This is a genomic window from Serratia sp. CY55921 (assembly GCF_052167655.1).
GTDB classification, from domain to species: domain Bacteria; phylum Pseudomonadota; class Gammaproteobacteria; order Enterobacterales; family Enterobacteriaceae; genus Serratia; species Serratia ureilytica.
This window is the reverse complement of the sequence record NZ_JBJNMU010000001.1, coordinates 1,428,923-1,447,114: the sequence shown is the minus strand read 5'-3', so window position 1 is coordinate 1,447,114 and position 18,192 is coordinate 1,428,923. Positions and strand designations below refer to the sequence as shown.

General features: G+C 58.9%; 19 protein-coding genes. 7 read left to right on the top strand and 12 right to left on the bottom strand.

Annotated elements, in window-relative coordinates; all coding sequences use genetic code 11:
* The first annotated feature begins 28 nt into the window (after positions 1–28).
* Positions 29–322: an I78 family peptidase inhibitor gene (locus ACJ8M3_RS06840; RefSeq protein ID WP_033642913.1), complete on the top strand. Its 294-nt coding sequence runs from the start codon at positions 29–31 to the stop codon at positions 320–322.
* A 72-nt stretch (positions 323–394) separates the two neighbouring features.
* Here ACJ8M3_RS06840 and cfa read toward each other — a convergent pair whose 3' ends face one another.
* Together cfa and punC are read right to left on the bottom strand one after the other, a co-directional pair.
* The gene (gene cfa / locus ACJ8M3_RS06835) at positions 395–1,546 is read right to left on the bottom strand and encodes a cyclopropane fatty acyl phospholipid synthase (RefSeq protein ID WP_033642914.1); all 1,152 of its coding nucleotides are present in this window, start codon (positions 1,544–1,546) and stop codon (positions 395–397) included.
* A 344-nt stretch (positions 1,547–1,890) separates the two neighbouring features.
* Complete coding sequence (punC, locus tag ACJ8M3_RS06830) at positions 1,891–3,102, bottom strand: purine nucleoside transporter PunC (protein ID WP_069100772.1); 1,212 nt, start codon at positions 3,100–3,102, stop codon at positions 1,891–1,893.
* A gap of 123 nt (positions 3,103–3,225) precedes the next feature.
* Here punC and punR point away from each other — a divergent pair, with 123 nt between their 5' ends.
* A complete protein-coding gene (punR, locus tag ACJ8M3_RS06825; RefSeq protein WP_033642916.1) occupies positions 3,226–4,182 on the top strand; it encodes a DNA-binding transcriptional activator PunR in 957 nt (318 codons plus the stop codon).
* Here the strand turns inward: punR and purR are convergent.
* Complete coding sequence (gene purR, locus ACJ8M3_RS06820; RefSeq protein ID WP_004931336.1) at positions 4,170–5,195, bottom strand: HTH-type transcriptional repressor PurR; 1,026 nt, start codon at positions 5,193–5,195, stop codon at positions 4,170–4,172. The genes punR and purR overlap by 13 nt on opposite strands.
* Positions 5,196–5,517: 322 nt before the next feature.
* On the opposite strand from purR, the gene cydH reads away from it, so the two are divergent.
* Positions 5,518–5,607 carry a cytochrome bd-I oxidase subunit CydH gene (gene cydH / locus ACJ8M3_RS06815; RefSeq protein ID WP_094143265.1) on the top strand — a complete coding sequence of 30 codons (90 nt, stop codon included), beginning with the start codon at positions 5,518–5,520 and terminating at the stop codon, positions 5,605–5,607.
* 64 nt (positions 5,608–5,671) lie between these two features.
* On the opposite strand, the gene sodB is transcribed toward cydH, so the two are convergent.
* Together sodB and ACJ8M3_RS06805 are read right to left on the bottom strand one after the other, a co-directional pair.
* Entirely contained in the window at positions 5,672–6,250 is a 579-nt protein-coding gene (gene sodB / locus ACJ8M3_RS06810) for a superoxide dismutase [Fe] (protein WP_004931333.1), read from the bottom strand.
* Positions 6,251–6,450: 200 nt separating this feature from the next.
* Positions 6,451–7,269: a C40 family peptidase gene (locus ACJ8M3_RS06805; protein ID WP_046686964.1), complete on the bottom strand. Its 819-nt coding sequence runs from the start codon at positions 7,267–7,269 to the stop codon at positions 6,451–6,453.
* A gap of 416 nt (positions 7,270–7,685) precedes the next feature.
* Here ACJ8M3_RS06805 and ACJ8M3_RS06800 point away from each other — a divergent pair, with 416 nt between their 5' ends.
* A complete protein-coding gene (locus ACJ8M3_RS06800) occupies positions 7,686–8,033 on the top strand; it encodes a Grx4 family monothiol glutaredoxin (protein ID WP_004931329.1) in 348 nt (115 codons plus the stop codon).
* 68 nt (positions 8,034–8,101) lie between these two features.
* Here the strand turns inward: ACJ8M3_RS06800 and rnt are convergent, their stop codons facing one another.
* The 6 genes from rnt to ACJ8M3_RS06770 all read right to left on the bottom strand — a co-directional run bounded on the left by rnt (position 8,102) and on the right by ACJ8M3_RS06770 (position 13,933).
* Positions 8,102–8,785: a ribonuclease T gene (gene rnt, locus ACJ8M3_RS06795; protein WP_016927925.1), complete on the bottom strand. Its 684-nt coding sequence runs from the start codon at positions 8,783–8,785 to the stop codon at positions 8,102–8,104.
* A 77-nt stretch (positions 8,786–8,862) separates the two neighbouring features.
* Positions 8,863–9,270 (bottom strand): lactoylglutathione lyase, encoded by a 408-nt coding sequence (gene gloA / locus ACJ8M3_RS06790; protein WP_033652600.1) that lies wholly within the window; start codon positions 9,268–9,270, stop codon positions 8,863–8,865.
* A 333-nt stretch (positions 9,271–9,603) separates the two neighbouring features.
* The gene (locus ACJ8M3_RS06785; protein WP_033642920.1) at positions 9,604–10,707 is read right to left on the bottom strand and encodes an alkene reductase; all 1,104 of its coding nucleotides are present in this window, start codon (positions 10,705–10,707) and stop codon (positions 9,604–9,606) included.
* 87 nt (positions 10,708–10,794) lie between these two features.
* Positions 10,795–11,415, bottom strand: coding sequence for a TetR/AcrR family transcriptional regulator (locus ACJ8M3_RS06780; RefSeq protein ID WP_376788178.1), 621 nt, complete (start codon positions 11,413–11,415; stop codon positions 10,795–10,797).
* 102 nt (positions 11,416–11,517) lie between these two features.
* Positions 11,518–13,155 (bottom strand): phosphoethanolamine transferase EptA, encoded by a 1,638-nt coding sequence (gene eptA, locus ACJ8M3_RS06775; RefSeq protein WP_350424559.1) that lies wholly within the window; start codon positions 13,153–13,155, stop codon positions 11,518–11,520.
* Positions 13,156–13,291: 136 nt separating this feature from the next.
* Complete coding sequence (locus ACJ8M3_RS06770) at positions 13,292–13,933, bottom strand: NAD(P)-dependent oxidoreductase (RefSeq protein WP_069100774.1); 642 nt, start codon at positions 13,931–13,933, stop codon at positions 13,292–13,294.
* Positions 13,934–14,071: 138 nt separating this feature from the next.
* Between ACJ8M3_RS06770 and ACJ8M3_RS06765 the strand changes: the two genes are divergently transcribed.
* From ACJ8M3_RS06765 to ACJ8M3_RS06755, 3 genes are all read left to right on the top strand, one after another.
* The gene (locus tag ACJ8M3_RS06765) at positions 14,072–15,001 is read left to right on the top strand and encodes a LysR substrate-binding domain-containing protein (protein ID WP_187174031.1); all 930 of its coding nucleotides are present in this window, start codon (positions 14,072–14,074) and stop codon (positions 14,999–15,001) included.
* Between the two features lie 21 nt (positions 15,002–15,022).
* Positions 15,023–15,262, top strand: a complete 240-nt coding sequence (locus ACJ8M3_RS06760) for a DUF1289 domain-containing protein (protein ID WP_019455980.1) — start codon at positions 15,023–15,025, stop codon at positions 15,260–15,262.
* Between the two features lie 100 nt (positions 15,263–15,362).
* Entirely contained in the window at positions 15,363–16,259 is an 897-nt protein-coding gene (locus tag ACJ8M3_RS06755) for an aldo/keto reductase (protein WP_069100775.1), read from the top strand.
* Between the two features lie 60 nt (positions 16,260–16,319).
* Here ACJ8M3_RS06755 and ACJ8M3_RS06750 read toward each other — a convergent pair whose 3' ends face one another.
* Positions 16,320–18,164, bottom strand: a complete 1,845-nt coding sequence (locus ACJ8M3_RS06750; RefSeq protein WP_033642926.1) for a polyurethane esterase — start codon at positions 18,162–18,164, stop codon at positions 16,320–16,322.
* Positions 18,165–18,192 lie beyond the last annotated feature (28 nt).

The window sequence follows — 18,192 nt, the reverse complement described above, 5'->3', positions numbered from 1 at the left end:
TCGAATCATAAGCAGAGAGGAGAAACGCGTGAAGTTTTATGGGAAAACGTTGTTGTTAACCGCGTTGCTGGCGCTGAGCGCCTGCAGCAGTTCACCTGAGCAGGGCGGCGGCGCGCAAGTGGCCGATGCGGACGATACCTGCGGCGCTTCGCAGTATCAAAACTACGTCGGCAAGCCGATGACGTCGCTGGAAGGCGTGCGGATCGAATCCAAGGTGCGCGCCATTCCGTACAACTCTGCCGTCACCATGGATTTCAACCTGCGCCGTCTGAACTTCCTCGGCGATAGCAACGATAAAATCATCCGCGTTTACTGCGGCTAAGCCGCCTGGTTCGAAAGAGCAAAAAAAGCCCCGGCGATGAGGTTGCCGGGGCTTTTTTTATTAGGGGAGCGTTCAGCGTGCGACGCGGATGCCGCCTTCAACGCCTTTCGGGCTGAACACCACCTGCCACAGCTGCAGATCGCGCGCCCGAAACGCGCCGGCGCAGGCGTTCAGGTAATAGCTGAACATCCGCTCGAAGCGCTCGGAATAACGTGGAGCAAGCTGCGGCCACGCCTGCTTGAAGCGCTCGAACCAGGCCATCAGCGTGCGATCGTAGTCGGCGCCGATGTTGTGCCAGTCTTCCATCACGAAATGGCCTTCGCTGGCCTCGGCGATATGCCTCACCGAGGGCAGGCAGCCGTTCGGGAAGATATATTTGTTGATCCACGGATCGACGTTCATGTCGGTCTTGTTGGAACCGATGGTGTGCAGCAGGAACAGGCCGTGCGGCGCCAGATTGCGCTCTACCACGTTGAAATAGGTGCGATAGTTTTTCGGCCCGACGTGCTCGAACATGCCGACCGAGACGATGCGATCGAACTGCTGATGCAGATCACGATAGTCCTGCAGCAGGATCTGCACGTCCAGCCCGGCGCAGCGTGCCTGAGCCAGCTTCTGCTGCTCGGCGGAAATGGTCACGCCGACCACCGACACGCCGTAATTTTTCGCCGCATAGGCGGAGAGGCCGCCCCAGCCGCAGCCGATGTCCAGCAAGCGCATGCCCGGCTGCAGCTGCAGTTTTTCGCAGATCATCCGCAGTTTCGCTTCTTGCGCTTCCTCCAGCGTGGCGGCGTCTTTCCAGTAGCCGCAGGAGTACTGCATGTAAGGATCGAGCATCAGCGTAAACAGATCGTTGCCAAGATCGTAATGCTCTTTGCCGACGATCCAGGCGCGCTTTTTCGATTGCAGATTGGTCAGGCGCGCCGCGGCGATACGCAGGGTATCTTTCAGGTGGTGGGGGAGCTTCTTCTCCAGCCCGGCGCTGACCACGCGCTGGAAGAATATATCCAGCCGCTCGCATTCCCACCAACCATCCATATAGCTCTCGCCTAGACCCAGGGAGCCTTGCTGCAAAACGCGTTTAAAGAATTCGGGGTTTTTAACCTGAATATCGAAAGGGCGCGATCCGTTAATTTCGATACCGGCCAGACCGAGCATTTCGTGCGCGATACGGTACCACTGGTTATCCTGGATGCTCAGATCTTCTATACACGATGAACTCATAGCTTCTCCATCACCTTCTTCTGACTGATGACCCGTTAGGAAACAGCTTAGACAATTTCTGCGGGTGCATACGTATACCGACGGGAAATAAGCCCGCGGCGTCTGATATCCGACTATGAACAGAGGAAATTTAAAGAAGCGACCCGACGCAAACGGCGCAGGATAAACGCCTCTTCAAAAAAAGAGTGTGACGCAAGACGCGTACACAACAGCTAATTGAGATATAGAGATTATAAGGTGTTACTTTACAAGGTTGTTTTTGAGTATAGGCGCGCCGAGGCATTGACTCAACTGTAAATCGCACTCGGCACGCATATTCTTTAAGTGATTATTTAGCTTTGCAATTATGACGCTGAGTTAGCATGTTCGCGCGCCGTTTCTTGCGGCGCCTTGGCCGCTTTTCCCCGCTGCAGGAAATACCCCAGCGCGGCCAGTATCACCGTGGACACCATCACCGTCACCGTCGCCAACAGCGGCTGCGCAATAAACGTCGATACCAGCATGCTCGCCACGAAACACAGCCCCAGCTGCAGCGTATTTTGCAGCGCGGCGGCTTTGCCGCTGCTGTCCGGGAACGGCATCAGCGCGTTGGCCACCATGATCGGATAGCCGGCGCCGTTGACCAGCGCCATCACGCAGAACGGGATCAGGAGCGTGGTGAGCGTCGGATTGGTCAGGGTTGCCACCAGATACAGGGCCACCATGCTGACAGCATAAGCTACCAGCAGCCACGGCAGCAGGGTTTTGCCATTGATGCGCTTGAGCGCGGCGCGGCACCCGTAACCGCCCAGCAGGAAGGCCAGCGTCTGCGGCACATAGCTCAGGCCGATGTCGCTCGGGCCGTAGCCCATATCACCGAGGATAAACGGCGAGCCGGTCAGCCAGGCGAAGAAACCGGCCGAACAGGCGGCGTACATGGCGACATTGCCGCTGAATACCGGGGATTTCAATAATTGCCAAAAACTGACGCTGCTTTTTGGCGCGTCGACGGCGGGTTTTGGCCTGGCGTTCTCTTTGAGCAGCAGCGTCGGCAACAGCAACAAGGCGGTGATGGCCAGCAGCACGGCGAAGATCGCGCGCCAGCTGGCGTGGTTCAGCAGCCAGGCGCCCAGCAGCGGCGCCAGCGCCGGCGATAGCGCCACCAGCGGCATGATGGTGGCGAATACGCGGTTGGCCTGGCCTTCACGATAGCGGTCGACCACCAGCGCTTGCCAGATGGCGGCGGCGGAACAGACACCTACGGCCTGAATAAAGCGCAGTATCCAGAGCTGCGCGGCATTTTCCACCCACAGCATGCCCAGGCAGCCGAGCGCGAACAGCGTCAGGCCAATCAACAATACCGGTTTGCGCCCCAGACGGTCGGAGAGCGGCCCCCACAGCAGCTGCGCGAAGGCGAAGCCGGCCAAAAAGATGCTCAGGCTGGCGCTGACCGCGCCGGCGGAAATTTGCAGTTCCTCCCGCATGGCGCCGAAGGCGGGCAGGTACATATCGGTCGCCAGATAACCCAGCATGCTCAGGCCGGCGAGGTAGAACATAAAACCAAAGGAATTTCGCATGGTATTTCTCGTTAATATTTTAGTGTCGCAGGTTTTTAGCGCCGGCCAGTGTATCCGGCTGGATCTCTGCTTGTGAAACGGTAATATTTGCAAAGTGCTGTTAAAAAAATTGAAGGCAAAGCGATGTGGTCTGAATATTCTCTCGAGGTCGTTGATGCGGTGGCGCGCACCGGCAGTTTCAGCGCGGCGGCGCAGGAGCTGCACCGGGTGCCGTCGGCGGTAAGTTATACCGTGCGGCAGCTGGAGCAATGGCTGGCGGTGCCGCTGTTTGAGCGGCGTCACCGAGATGTGGAACTGACGCCGGCCGGCGCGCTGTTTATCAAGGATGCGCGAGCTGTTATCAAAAAAATGCTCGACACCCGCCGCCACTGTCAACAGGTGGCCAACGGTTGGCGCGGTCAGCTGAATATCGCGGTAGACATCATCGTCAAACCGCAGCGCAGCCGCCAGCTGGTGCTGGATTTCTACCGCCATTTCCCCGACGTCGAGTTGATGCTGCAACCCGAGGTGTTTAACGGCGTGTGGGATGCGTTGGTGGACGGCAGGGCGGACATGGCGATTGGCGCCACCCGCGCGGTGCCGGTCGGCGGCGGCTTCGCTTTCCGCGACATGGGGGATATGAACTGGCTGTGCGTAGTCAGCCCACAGCACCCGTTGGCGCAGCTGGCAGGGCCGTTGAATGACGATCGGTTGAGGCCGTACCCTGCGCTTTGTCTGGAAGACACCTCGCGCAATCTGCCCAAGCGCGTCACCTGGACGCTGGATAACCAGCGGCGGCTGGTGGTGCCGGACTGGACCTCGGCGCTCGACTGTTTGTGCGCCGGATTGTGCGTCGGCATGATGCCGGCGCATCTGGCGCTGCCGCGGGTGCAGCGCGGTGAGCTGAAGGCGTTGCAGTTGCAGCAGCCGTTTCCCGCCAGCCCCTGCTGCCTGACCTGGCAACAGGATAAACCGTCACCGGCGATGAGCTGGCTGCTGGCGTATTTGGGCGATGGCGAGACGCTGAATCAGGAGTGGCTGAGTGAGGCGGCACCGGAAGCCGCGCCGGCTTCCGGTAGGGAGGACGATCAGCGGCGGTAGTCGATGAACGGACCGTCGGCGACCGAACGGCGTTCGACCAGCTTCGGATGCACTTCGATCACCTGCGATTCTTCGCGCTTGCTGATGATGCGATCCAGCAGCATGGTGAAGGCCATTTCGCCCAGACGCTCTTTCGGCTGATGAATGGTGGTCAGCGCCGGGGTGAAGTAGCGGGCGTTGCGCACGTTGTCGTAGCCGATCACGGAAATATCCTGCGGCACCCGCAGCCCCAGTTCGTCGGCGGCGCAGATGGCGCCCATCGCCATGATGTCGCCGCCGCAGAATACTGCGGTCGGTCGCTGTTTTTGCGACAGAATTTGATGCATCGCCTTGTAACCGGACTCCGGCTCGAAGTCACCCTGGACTATCCACTCTTCGCGAATATCGATATGCGCTTCCTGCAGCGCCTTCATGAAGCCCTGATGCCGACCGCCGCCGGTGTTGCGCGACAGTTGGCCCGGGATAGCGCCGATATCGCGGTGGCCGCGTTCGATCAGATAACGCCCGGCCAGATAGCCGCCCTCGAACGCGTTATCGATGATGGTGTCGGTGAAGTCGCCGCGCGCGGCGCCCCAGTCCATTACCACCATCGGGATGTTGCGGTAGTCTTCCAGCATGCCCAGCAGCTGATCCGGGTATTCGGAACACATGACCAGCAGGCCGTCGACGCGCTTTTGCGCCAGCATCGCCAGGTAGGCGCGCTGTTTGTCCAGATTGTTGTGCGAGTTGCACAGGATCAGGGTATAGCCTTTGCTGTAGCAGCTGTTTTCCACCGCCTCGATCACTTCGGCAAAGTAGGGCGCTTCGCTCGAGGTGGCCAGCAGACCGATAGACTTGGTGTGATTGACTTTCAGGCTGCGCGCCACGGCGCTCGGCGAGTAGTGCAGCTCTTTGATGGCGGCCCACACGGCCGCTTTGGTCTCTTCGGCGACGAAACGAGTCTTATTGATGACGTGCGAAACGGTGGTGGTGGAAACGCCCGCGCGTTTGGCCACATCTTTAATCGTTGCCATGTAAGGAATGACTCCTGAACTCACATGTTTACAGCATGTAAGTGTGATGTTAATCGTTTGCCTACGTAGATCCTTCTCCAGAGAAGCGAAAACTGAGTTTTTAGTGTTGAAGTCGTCAGCGCTTAATCAGGAGGGGCATGAATGCCGGTACGCAGTTGTGAACTGCGAATTTTGTCGCATATTGAACAAAAGTGGAAGAGGTAATCGAGATTATAAACCGGGAAATGATAACAAGATTTTATCGGCGAACTGTGGGAAAATGATTTGACGTACTAATTGTGCGCCTTTTATCCTTAGGAAAGCCCATTTTAAAGGAGTTGTCATGGATACCGATCTGAAGATGTCGCTGTTCACCACCGTTTGCGCATTGGCGATGATCATCGCTTTCAGCTTTGTCGCCGCGTTGAACTGATTTCCCGCCAGTTTTAAAAAAGGCGCAGCCAAGCTGCGCCTCATCACTTAGGCAAGGCCTGCGCTTACGCCAGGTTTTCCGCCGCGAAGGTCCAGTTGACCAACGCCCAGAAGTTTTCCAGGTATTTTGGACGCGCATTGCGGTAATCGATGTAATACGCGTGTTCCCACACGTCAACGGTCAGCAGCGGTTTGTCTTCGCCGGTCAGCGGGGTTGCCGCGTTGGAAGTGTTGACGATTGCCAGCGCGCCGTCCGGTTTTTTCACCAGCCAGGTCCAGCCGGCACCGAAGTTTTTCACGGCGGCATCGGTGAACTGCTCTTTGAACGCAGCGAAAGAGCCGAAGGATTTGACGATCGCCGCCGCCAGTTCGCCCTGCGGTTCACCGCCGCCCTGTGGCGACAGGCAGTGCCAGTAGAAGGTGTGGTTCCACACCTGCGCGGCGTTGTTGAACACGCCGCCGTTAGAGGTCTTGATGATCTCTTCGAGTGATTTGCCTTCGAACTCGCTGCCTTTCACCAGGTTGTTCAGGTTAACCACGTAGGTGTTGTGGTGTTTGCCGTAGTGGTATTCCAGGGTCTCGGCGGAGATGTGCGGCTCGAGCGCGTTTTTCTCATACGGTAATGCAGGTAATTCAAACGACATTGCTTCCTCCTTTACAGCGCCATTCAGCTTCTCGCCGGGGCGAACGCCGGATGGGCCGTTTTTTATTGTGGTCATTCAATCTTAACAATTTTCATCATAAAAAACAGGAGGAAAAGCGAGAAATGCGCGTGGGGGAGTGCGATGGGCGATAGCTTGAGCAGGCGGTTGCGGCCGAGGCCGCAACCGCGAAGAGCAGGGAATTAACGGATGGTTTTCGGCGTTACTACGCGGCGAGCGCCGATGTAGTGGTTCTGCCAATAGTCGTTATCGAGCTGGCTGATGCGGATCTCTTCGCCGGTGCGCGGCGACTGGATGAATTTGCCGTTGCCGAGGTAGACGCCGACATGATCCGCCACGCCGCGGTTGTTAATGCGGAAGAACACCAGATCGCCGCTTTCCAGTTCGCTTTTCTTGATCGGCGCCGCGTCGCGCAGGTGATACATTTCGTTGGCGGTGCGCGGCATCTTGATTTTCACCACGTCTTTATAGGCGTAATAGATGAGGCCGCTGCAGTCGAAGCCGGTGCGCGGCGAGCTGCCGCCCCAGCGGTAAGGCTTGCCCATCTGATCCATCAGCTTGGCCATCGCGGTCTGCTTGGCGTGCTGGTAACGCTTTTTGTGCGCTGGGCTGAGTTTCAATGGTTTTTCATCACGCGCCAGCTTGGCGGTGGCCATACCGGCTTCGCGGTGGCGGCCATAGCCTTTTTTGTAGCCCTTTTTCGGCGGGGTGACTTTAATTTTGGCGGTTTTCTGCGCTTTGACCTTGGGTTTGGCGCTGACGATCTTTTTCGCGCTTTTCTCGCTTTTGACCTTGGCGGTCTTGGTTTTTTTCTCGGGGGCCGTCACTTTGGCTTTTTTGGCGGCTTTATCCGCTTTCTTTTTTCTGCGGTCATCGGGCCGCGCTTCATTGGCATGGCTTTTACGCTGCTCGGCGGCAACACGCGCCTGTGGCGCAGCGTGCGCCAAATTGAAGAAGAGCTGAGTAAACAGCAGCGCAAAGAGCGTAAGAATTAAACGCATGTCGACGTCACCAACCTTGGCCCCGAAACGGATATCGAAAGAGTTACAGTATTCCCGAATTTCGCCATATAAAACAGCGAAGAACTCATAAATAATAATCCATATTGTGAGAAAACGTTAATGACATTTTTTTTGGTTTAAAATCAGCCTGTTGGTGTATAAAAAAGCGCCAGGAGGCGGTGGCGGATATAATTAAGCCGCGCCGTCATCGCGGCGCAATATATTAGTGAAATGGTCGGATTAAAAATGTTATTCTCAACGTATGTTTTGACCGGAATGACGTGGCCGGTGAAACGCGATCGGCGGCGGGCGAATATCCTTGCAAAAGATGGCGTTTTCTTGCGACTGTTCCAGCCGCTACAATAGCCCGCGTGATGCATGTTGTAGCCATGAAATGTGGCTTGAGGAAGCAATAAATGACGACGACACTTGAAAAAATTCAGCACCAGATCGCTGAAAACCCGATTCTGCTGTACATGAAGGGTTCGCCAAAGCTGCCGAGCTGCGGCTTCTCTGCGCAGGCTGTGCAAGCGCTGTCCGCCTGCGGCGAGCGTTTCGCCTATGTGGATATTCTGCAAAACCCGGACATCCGCGCCGAGTTGCCAAAATACGCCAACTGGCCGACTTTCCCGCAGCTGTGGGTAGACGGTGAGCTGGTCGGCGGTTGCGATATCATCATCGAAATGTATCAGCGCGGCGAATTGCAGCAGCTGATCAAAGAAACGGCAGAAAAGTATAAAGCGCAGGAAGACCAGCAGTCTTAATCGACAGACTTGCGGTTATCGCGTAACGGGCGGCGCCAGTGCAAACTGGGCCGCCTTTTTTATTGGGCTTATTCGGCGAGATCGCCGGCGGGCAGCGGCCAGCCGCCGAGACGCTTCCAGCGGTTAACCAGCTCACAAAACAGCAGGGCGGTTTGTTCGGTGTCGTACAGCGCGGAGTGCGCCTGGCTGCTGTCGAACGGCATGCCGGCAGCGATGCAGGCTTTGGCCAGCACCGTTTGCCCCAGCACCAGGCCGCTCAGCGCAGCGGTGTCGAAGGTGGCGAACGGATGGAACGGATTACGCTTCAAGCCGGCGCGTTCGGCCGCGGCCATCAGGAAGCTGTGATCGAAGTTGGCGTTGTGCGCGACGATAATGGCCCGGTTGCAACCGCGATCCTTGAGCCCTTTGCGCACCGCTTTGAAAATGGCGTGCAGCGCGTCGTATTCGCTGACCGCACCGCGCAGCGGGTTGTGCGGATCGATGCCGTTAAACGCCAGCGCTTCCGGTTGCAGGTTGGCGCCCTCGAAAGGCTCCACGTGGAAGTGCAGGGTTTCGTCGCGCTGCAGCCAGCCGTCTTCATCCATTTTCAGCGTCACGGCGGCGATTTCCAGCAGCGCATCGGTATTGGCGTTGAAGCCGGCGGTTTCAACATCTATTACTACGGGATAAAACCCACGAAAACGACCACTCAGGGCGTTAAGATCACTTTTTTCGGCCATCAGTTTCTTATCTTCATCGAATGCAGCGCGCATTATGGCAAATTTTGCGCCCGGTTGCAGGCGCTATCGCGCGGAGAATCAGCGGGGCACAGGCGCGCCCCGAGAGAGGCTTAGTGGCCGAGGCCTTGGCCGGCGTGTTTGTTTTCGATCAGCTCGATTTTATAACCGTCCGGATCTTCGACGAACGCGATCACCGTGGTGCCGCCTTTCACCGGGCCGGCCTCACGGGTGACGTTGCCGCCGGCGCGGCGGATGTTGTCGCAGGTGGCGGCGACGTCGTCTACGCCCAGCGCCAGGTGGCCGAAGGCGGTGCCCATGTCGTAGCTGTCGGTGCCCCAGTTATAGGTCAGTTCGATAACCGCGCCTTCGCTTTCTTCCGTATAGCCGACAAAAGCCAGCGAGTATTTGTACTCCGGGTTTTCGCTGGTGCGCAGCAGGCGCATGCCTAATACCTTGGTATAGAAGTCGATGGAGCGTTGCAGATCACCGACGCGGATCATGGTATGGAGTAAACGCATAATTCCTCTGAATTGACTGTGCCGTGGCAGACGGCGGGTGGATTGAAGCACAAGCGAGTATAGCCTTGTCCCGCAAGGGAATTCAACGTGACGAGTTGGTGACGATGTCACTTTTTGCCCCCTCGCCATGGGTGTTTAAATATTGATCGAGTGTACCGATCGATACGAAGTAATTGATCTGCACAATCAATTATCAATTCCGCGCGTAACCGTGTAGAAATTGACCTGTAGCAGATAACAACACCAGGGAACGTCGGCCCGCCTTGTGCGGGCCTTTTTGCGTGCATAAAAAAACGGCCAGGCGGTTGCGTGGCCGTTTAGGGTCAGGACGGGTTACTTCGTCAGAAACGGATAGTCGGTATAACCTTCGGCGCCACCGCCGTAGAAGGTTTCCGGCTTAGGTTCGTTGAGCGGGGCGTGCTGACGGAAACGCTCGACCAAATCCGGATTGGCGATGTAGCTGCGGCCGAAGGCCACCGCGTCGATGAAGCCTTTTTCGATCAACGCTTCGGCTTTTTCAGCGGTGTAGGCGCCGGCGCCGACGATCACCCCTTTAAAGTGGGCGCGCACCGAGTCACGGAAGGCGTCGGAATACGGTTTGCCGCCGGCCCAGTCCGGTTCGGAGATGTGCAGATAGGCGATGTTGCGTTTGTTCAGCTCTTCCACCAGGTACAGCGCCGCTTCTTCCTGATCTTCACCGTTGTCCAGGCCGTTGAACGGCCCCAGCGGCGAGATGCGGATGCCGATGTGCTCGGAGCCCCATTCTGCGATGGCGGCGTCGACCACTTCCAGCGTCAGGCGGGTGCGATTCTCGATGCTGCCGCCGTATTGATCGGTACGCTGGTTAGACGCCGGAGACATGAACTGGTGCAGCAGATAGCCGTGAGCCGCATGCAGCTCGATAAAGTCGAAGCCGGCTTCACGCGCGTTGGCGGTCGCCTGGCGGAAATCGTTGACGATGCCCGGGATCTCGCTGGTTTCCAGCGCGCGCGGCGTAGAGGTCGGTACACGCACCCAGGCGCCGGTTTCGTCACGCACGGTGGTGCGGGTGTCTGCGTTGATCGCCGAAGGGGCGACCGGCGCTTGTCCGCCCGGCTGGAGGCTGGTGTGGGAGATGCGGCCTACGTGCCACAGCTGTACGGCGATGTGGCCGTTTTTGTCGTGTACCGCCTGCGTGATGTGTTTCCACGCGGCGATCTGCTCCGGGGTATGCAGGCCCGGCGCACCGGCGTAGCCTTTCGCCTGGAAGGAAATCTGCGTCGCTTCGGTCACGATCAGACCGGCGCCGGCGCGCTGCGCATAATACTCCGCCATCAGCGGCGTGGGAATGTCGCCCGGTTCGATGCTGCGCAGACGCGTCAGCGGAGCCATAAACACGCGGTTGGGCAGGGTGACTGCGCCAACTTTCAGCGGAGAGAGCAATTTTTCAGTCTTCATAGTGCATCCTGTATTTAATAGACCGGTCGTCTAGTTATGGGCGATAAAAAAACACGAACTGCATTTTCACGAAAAAAGACGGTGGTGTTACGGCTGCGGCGGGCGCAGCAGCAACTCGATGCTTTCCAGCGCGCTGGTCAACGGGGCCAACGATCGCCGGATCTTGGCGCGCAGCGAGGCGCCGAGCCACAGGGCATACAGCGTCTCTGCGGTTGCCGCCGGGCTCATGGCTACCGACAGCGCTCCCTCGGCGATGCCGCGCTCAATGGCCGCCTGCAGGTGGCCGATCACCCGGGCGGTCCCGGTTTCCAGCGCATGGCGCATCGGCTCCGACAGGTCGCTCACCTCGGCGGAGAGTTTCACCGCCAGACAGGCGTTATGACATTCGCTGCGGCAGTGGTAACTGATGGCCTGGGCGTAATACCCCAAGAGCTGGTGGCGGGCATCGGTGTGCTCGTCGGCAAACAGCTTTTGCATTTGCGCATCATAGTGCGCGAAATAGCGTTGCAGCATCGCTTCGCCGAAGGCTTCCTTCGAGCGGAAATAGTGGTAGAACGATCCTTTCGGCACGCCCGCCGTGGCCAGCAGTTCGCTCAGCCCCATGCCGGTAAAGCCCAGGCGCAGGCTGAGGGTTTCGCCGGTGGCGAGCAGATGTTCACGTGTATCCACGTTGCAATGCGTTGATTTGGTCATCATGGCGCCGAGCATAATAGACCGATTGGTCTAGGTCAATGGGAATAAAAAAACCGGCGCACAAAACGCCGGTTGGTCTCAGGCATTGTGCCTCAGCGGCACGCGTAAGTTAAGCGCTTACGCCGCGTTGCGGCAGCGTTGCAGAATATCCAACTGGGATTGATATTCACGCGTCTGCACATTCAGCATGCCCAGCAGGGTGTGGAACAGATTGTCCTGCGACACGTCGTCCTTTTCCGCCAGCGCGCTCAGGCACTGGCGATCGATGCCGAAATTGCGCTGATAGTCGGCCGACATCCACATCAGGAATGGCACGTGAGTTTGCTGGCTCGGCGCGAAGACATAAGGCGTGCCGTGCAGATACATGCCGTTTTCTCCCAGCGATTCGCCGTGATCGGACAGGTAGACCAGCGCGGTATTGAACCGGTCGTCATACTGCTGCAGCAGCTTGATGGTGGCATCGAGCATCGCGTCGGTATACAGGATCGAGTTGTCGTAGGTGTTCACCAGCTGTTCATGGCTGCAATCCTGGATCTGATTGCTGTTGCAGGTCGGCGAAAACGTCTGGAACTGCGGCATGCTGCGGCGGTAATAAGCCGGGCCGTGGCTGCCCATCTGGTGCAACACGATCACGCCGTCGTCTTTCAGGCTATTGATGTAGTCGTTCAGTTTGTACAACAGCACATTGTCCATGCAAACTTCGCCGTCACAGTCCTGCGGCAGTTTCAGTTTGGTCATGTCGATGTGCGGCACCCGATCGCAGGCGCCTTTGCAGCCGCCGTCGTTATCACGCCACAGCACGTTGACGCCGGCATGCGCCAGCACGTCGAGCATGCCTTCCTGGTGCGTCGCCTGAGTTGCGTCGTACGCTTTGCGCGGCATGTTGGAGAACATGCAGGGGACGGAGATCGCCGTTTCGGTGCCGCAAGAGCTGGCGTTCTTGAAATAGACCACGTTGTCCTGCTTGAGGCGCGGGTTGGTCTCGCGATCGTAGCCCCCGAGAGAGAAGTTTTCGGCGCGGGCGGTTTCGCCCACCACCAGGATAACCAGCGTTTTCTTGGCCTGTCCGGCGATCAGCGGCCCTTTGCGCGCGTCTTCACCGATCTTCACCAGCGGCAGATTGCGCGTGAAGTAGCGCTGCTCGGTAAACTTGATGGTGCCGGCGACGAAGTTGGAAGGCGTCAACATCTTCACCACGCTTTTATTGTTGCGGATCAGCGAAGCGTAGTCTTTGTAGAACAGCGCGGCGATGATCAGGATCACCACCAATGACAGCATGACGTTGGCGGCGCGCAGCCCAACCATGTACCACCAGGGGCGGGTCTGGCGAATATGGGTGAAGCAAACCGCCGCCGCCGGCAGGACGCCGAGCAGCGCCAGCCACAGCCCCATGCGCGGCGTCAGCAACGCCGTCGCTTCGTGGGTGTTGGTTTCAAAGGCGTTTTGCATCATGTTGCCGTCGATCACCACGCCATAGCTGTACATGAAATAGTTGGCTGCAGCGCTGCCGAGCAAGAAAAAGACGATCAGCGGTTTGCGCAGGTAGGGCACGGTCAACACGCTGAAGATAATATTCAGCGCACAGAAGATCACCACCGGCATGCTGGCGGCGAATATCACGCTGTGGACGCTATCGAAGGTGATATACGACCAGGCGCGATGCAGGAATAACGCGTTTTGGAACAGAGTGAAGAACAGGGCGGTGGCGAGGATAAAACCGAGGCTGTTGCACTGTAAGCGTTGACGTAACCACATTGCCAAATCTGGATCCTGAGAGTAGATAATGCCTTGAAATCTACCGGATGAAACTTAAGAAAACCTTAGAAATTCAGAATACTGGCGGCGGCGAACGCGGGAAAACGCCAGGCCGGTGGCCTGGCGGTGAGGGGAATTAGTAGGCGGCGGTGAATTGGGCGCGAATAAACTGAGGTTTTTCAATCTCATCGACGATAGCCACCGCCAGATCTTCCACCGAAATGCTGGCCGGCGCGTCGCCGTTCATCAGCAGCTGCGTGGTGCCGAGGCGGAACTGGCCGGTGCGTTTGCCCGGTTCCAGCAGGGCGGCCGGAGAGAGATAGGTCCAGTCGAGCGCTGATTCGTTGCGCAGTTTATTGCGCAGATCGCGCACCGCCTGCGCGCCGGGGCGGATATTTTCCGGGAATTGCGGCGTATCCACCAGTTCAACGCCCGGCGCCACTTCCAGGCTGCCTGCGCCGCCCACCACCAACAGGCGCTTGACGCCTGCCTGCTCGACCGCGGTAAGGATCTGCTGGGCGCCGCGCGTAGTCTTCTCATACAGGTTGTCTTCGCCCCAGCCGGGATTGTAGGCGCTGATCACCGCATCCTGACCGTGCAATTGCCCCGCCAGCCAGGCGGTATCGGCGACGTCGCCCAGCGCGGCGGTCAGATTGGCGTGGTCCGGCAAATCTTTTTTCTGACGGGCGATCGCCGTTACCTGAATGCCGCGAGCCAGCGCTTCATCCACCACACGGCGGCCAACAAAACCGGTTGCTCCAATAATGGCTACTTTCATCTGTATGCTCCTTCAGGGATGGGTCAGTATCGTAAGGCAGGCCGATGTGCCTGCTGCGTGGGATCTACTCTAGTCCTTAACAATAGCCGTGATTAGTGCCATATTCATGCTTTCTTGATTAAGTAAAACTTCATAATCGTGGATAAACTCAATCGAATGGCGGTGTTCGCCACCGTAGTGGCGGAGGGATCGTTGGCCGGTGCGGCGCGGCGGCTGGGCATGACGCCGTCGGCGGTCAGTCAGCATATGCGCTCGCTGGAGAAGGCGCTCGGGGTGCCGCTGTTGCACCGCTCCACCCGCCGTCTGGCGTTGACCGAGGCGGGGGCGGCGTTTTATCCCGGCTGCGAGGCGATGTTGCAACAGGCGCAGCAGGCGGAGCAGCGGCTGGCGGAACTGCGGGACACGCTGGTGGGCGAGCTGCGCATCGCCACTCCGGTTGGCATCGGCGGCCGCTCGTTGGCGGAGGCGCTGGCGCCGCTGTTGCAGGCGCATCCCAAGCTGACGCTGCGGGTGCTGGCAGACGATCGCATCGTCGACATGATAGAACAGCGGGTCGACATTGCGCTGCGCGCCAATCGTCAACTGGCGGACGCCAATATGATCGCTCACCCGCTGACGGCGTGGCCGATGGTGCTGTGCGCGGCGCCGCGTTACCTCAGCCAGCATGGGGTGCCGGAAAAGCCGCAGGATTTGGTGCAGCACCGCTGGATCTCCAGCGGCTACAGCGGGGCCCATCTGGATTTGCTGCATCAATCCGGCCAGCAGGTCAAGCTGCGGCTGGCGGAGGGGCAGATCGTCAGCGAGAGCATGAACGTGATGCGCGCCTTTACCCGCGCCGGTCTGGGCATTTCCGTTCAGCCGCTGTATGAAATTGGCGACGAGCTGCAGCGCGGCGAGCTGTTGCTGCTGTTGCCGGAGTGGCGGCCGGCGCCGCTGCGGCTGCACGCGCTGACGCTGGAACGCACTATGCCGGAGAAAAGCCGCCAGGCGCTGCGCTATTTGCGCGACTATTTTCGCCGCAATGGCGAAAAGGGACTTGCCAGCGGCGGCGATGACGTCTTCAATTAGCAGGAGAATGCAGGAGGGTCCGTGGCACAGCAGCTTGAATTTTTCGACATCCCCAGCCCGTGTCGCGGCATTTGCCAGGCCGACGATCGCGGTTTCTGCCGTGGCTGCCTGCGCAGCCGCGAGGAGCGGTTCGGCTGGATGAGCATGAGCGACGCGCAAAAGCGCGAAGTGCTGCGTCTGTGTCGCCAACGTTTCCTGCGCCTGCAGCGCGCCAACAAAGCCCCCGACGAGCCGCTGCCGGAACAGCCTTCGCTGTTTTGACCCTTTCCTGATCTGCCGCACGTTCATGCGCCTTTGCGCTTCCCTGCGCCTCACCGGCTTGTGTATGCTGGCTGACAACTAATGTCATGAGGTTTTCGCAATGGTAGAACGCATTCGTCTCGCGCCGCAGGGGCCTGAATTTTCCCGCATGATTTGCGGTTACTGGCGGTTGATGGAGTGGGGCATGTCGCCGCAGCAGCTGCTGACGTTTATCGAACAGCACGTCGAACTGGGCGTCACCACCGTCGATCACGCAGATATCTATGGTGGTTATGCCTGCGAGCAGGCATTCGGCGACGCGCTGCGCCTGAAGCCCGCGTTGCGGCAGTCGCTGGAGCTGGTGAGCAAGTGCGGCATCGCCACCACCGCCAAGCCCGGCAACCCGATCGGCCACTACATCACCGATCGCGATCATATCGTACAGAGCGCGGAACACTCGCTGCGCTATCTGCATACCGACTACCTCGACCTGTTGCTGATCCACCGCCCGGATCCGTTGATGGACGCTGACGACGTGGCCGAAGCCTTTGTCGCGCTGCACAAAAGCGGCAAGGTGCGCCATTTCGGCGTCTCTAACTTTACGCCCGCGCAGTTCCAACTGCTGCAGTCGCGTCTGCCGTTCTCTCTGGTCACCAATCAGGTGGAAATTTCGCCGATTCACCAACCGGCGATCCTGGACGGCACGCTCGACCAGTGCCAGCAGCTGCGCATCAAACCGATGGCCTGGTCCTGCCTGGGTGGCGGCCGCTTGTTCAACGACGCCGAGTTCCAGCCGCTGCGCGACGAGCTGCAGCGGGTGGCGCAAGAGATCGGCGCCGAGACCATTGAACAGGTGGTTTACGCCTGGGTGATGCGCCTGCCGTCTTCGCCGCTGCCGATTATCGGCTCCGGCAAGATCGAGCGGGTGCGTTCGGCGTTGAAGGCGCAGAAACTGGCGCTGAACCGCCAGCAGTGGTTCCGCATTCGCAAGGCTGCGTTGGGGTATGACGTGCCCTGAGACGGGGTAGAAAGAGGAAAGCCGGGCGGCGAAAGCGCCCGGCTTTTTTTACGTCGGTCTTTAGGCCAACACCACCTGATCGGGGTTGAAATGATCGAGCGAGACGCCGATCAGCGTGACCTGGCTGTGGCCGAAGGCCAGCACCAGATCGTCGTTTTGCTGCGTGGCATAGTCGCGGATATTCCCGCTGGCGCCCTCGGTGCCGATAAATACCAGTTTGTCGGTGGCGTTGAAGCCATACAGCTGGTCGCGGCCGAAATCGCCGCTGAACAGGAAGGTATTGCCGTTGCCGACCCCCTTCAGGATGTCATCGCCGCTGCCGCCGACGAAGGTCAGGTTGCCGCCGGCATGGCCGATAAGCGTGTCGTTGCCGGCATTGCCGAACAGCCAGGCGTCGTGGCTGCGAGCCTGCAGGACGTCATCGCCGTCGCCGCCGGTGGTGGCGGCTGCATAGGCTTTGAGGCCCGAATCCGATTTCAATCCGGCGGCGGTCACCTGATGATCCACCTCTTTGCTGAAAATCAGCCAGGAGGTTTCTTTGCTGCGCAGGGTGCTGATGTCGTCCGCCAGCGTAATGCCGCCTTTGGCGTCGCGCAGGTAAAGCGTATTGCCGTCGTAGGCGACCTCGGTGTTTTTCAACGCCTGCTGGGTATCGAAGATATTGTGGCCTTTGCCGCCGGCGATCAGGTTATAGCCGCCGGCGTCGCGGAAGATATCGTCACCGTCGCGGCCCTCGAGATAGTCGTTGCCTTTGCCGCCCCTGATCAAATCATTGCCGTCGCTGCCGATGATAAACGTCGGCCCGCTGTGCGTTTCCGCGTTGCGGTTCAGATCTTCCACCCAGGTACTGCCGCGCGTGACGTTCGACAGGTTGGAGACGATGATGGTCGAGTCTTTGTCGGTCAGCGAATAAAACTCGGAGTTCAGCACCCGCATCAGACCATCCTGATAGAAGAACGGCAGGTGGGATAGCCAGGTCGGAATGTTGAGAATGGAGAACGGCAACAGATTCCAGGCGTCCGACGCGTAGTGGTCGTTGAAGTTGACGATATTGTTGGTGGCGGAGGTATGCGGCGCATCGTGAACGCCCAATGACGGCAGGGTCAGCGAGGTGCCGTCGAGCGCGCGAAACACCGGATCGTTCTCATAGCCGATGTTGATCACCTTGCCGCCGGCTTCGTACTGGGTCGGCGAGGCGAAGGCGACATAGTTGGACTGCGCGTAGAAGCCGCCCCAGTTGGCGTCGCTCTGCGCCGCCATGCTGTTGACCGCCAGCCCGCCGAGGCTGTGGCCGCTGATCACCACGTCTTCGCCGCTCAGCCCGTGGGCCTGCGCGAATTTCGCCACGTCCCCCAGCAAATTGCCGAAGGCCTTCAGCGTATAGCCGTCGGCATAGCCTTTCGGCCCGAACCCGGCCAACAGATCGTTAATCACATCGCCGATGGTATCGCCGATCAGCGACTCGCGCGGGCCGCTGGTACCGCGAAATGAGATGCCAATGGCGGTGAGATTGCCTTCGCTGTCATATTTGCCCAGCACCTCGGCCTGAGCGGTGGTGTAACCGGCGGTTTCGCCGTAGTAGGTGCCGCGCGCATCGGTTTTGCCGGCGTATCCCAATTGCGCGGCGTCGATCACTGACCAGCCGGCATTGTTCACCGCGTCCTGCGCGGCCTGTTCGGAGTCGGGGTTCCAGGGAAGACCGGGCAGGCCGCCCTGCGACTGGGTGCTGCCGATGAGCGCCGTGATCAGCGTCAGCGGCAGACCGAGGCCGAAACCGGTCTGGTGATAGCCTTCATCGAAGCCGTTATCGATATTGTGGTAAGCGTAGGTAGAGATGGCCAAGGCGTCGGAAAACAGCGCCTTTGACGCGTTTTCGTCCAGATCCTTATAGCTAAAGATGCCCATATCAGTTCCTTATGAAGTATGCCGCCTG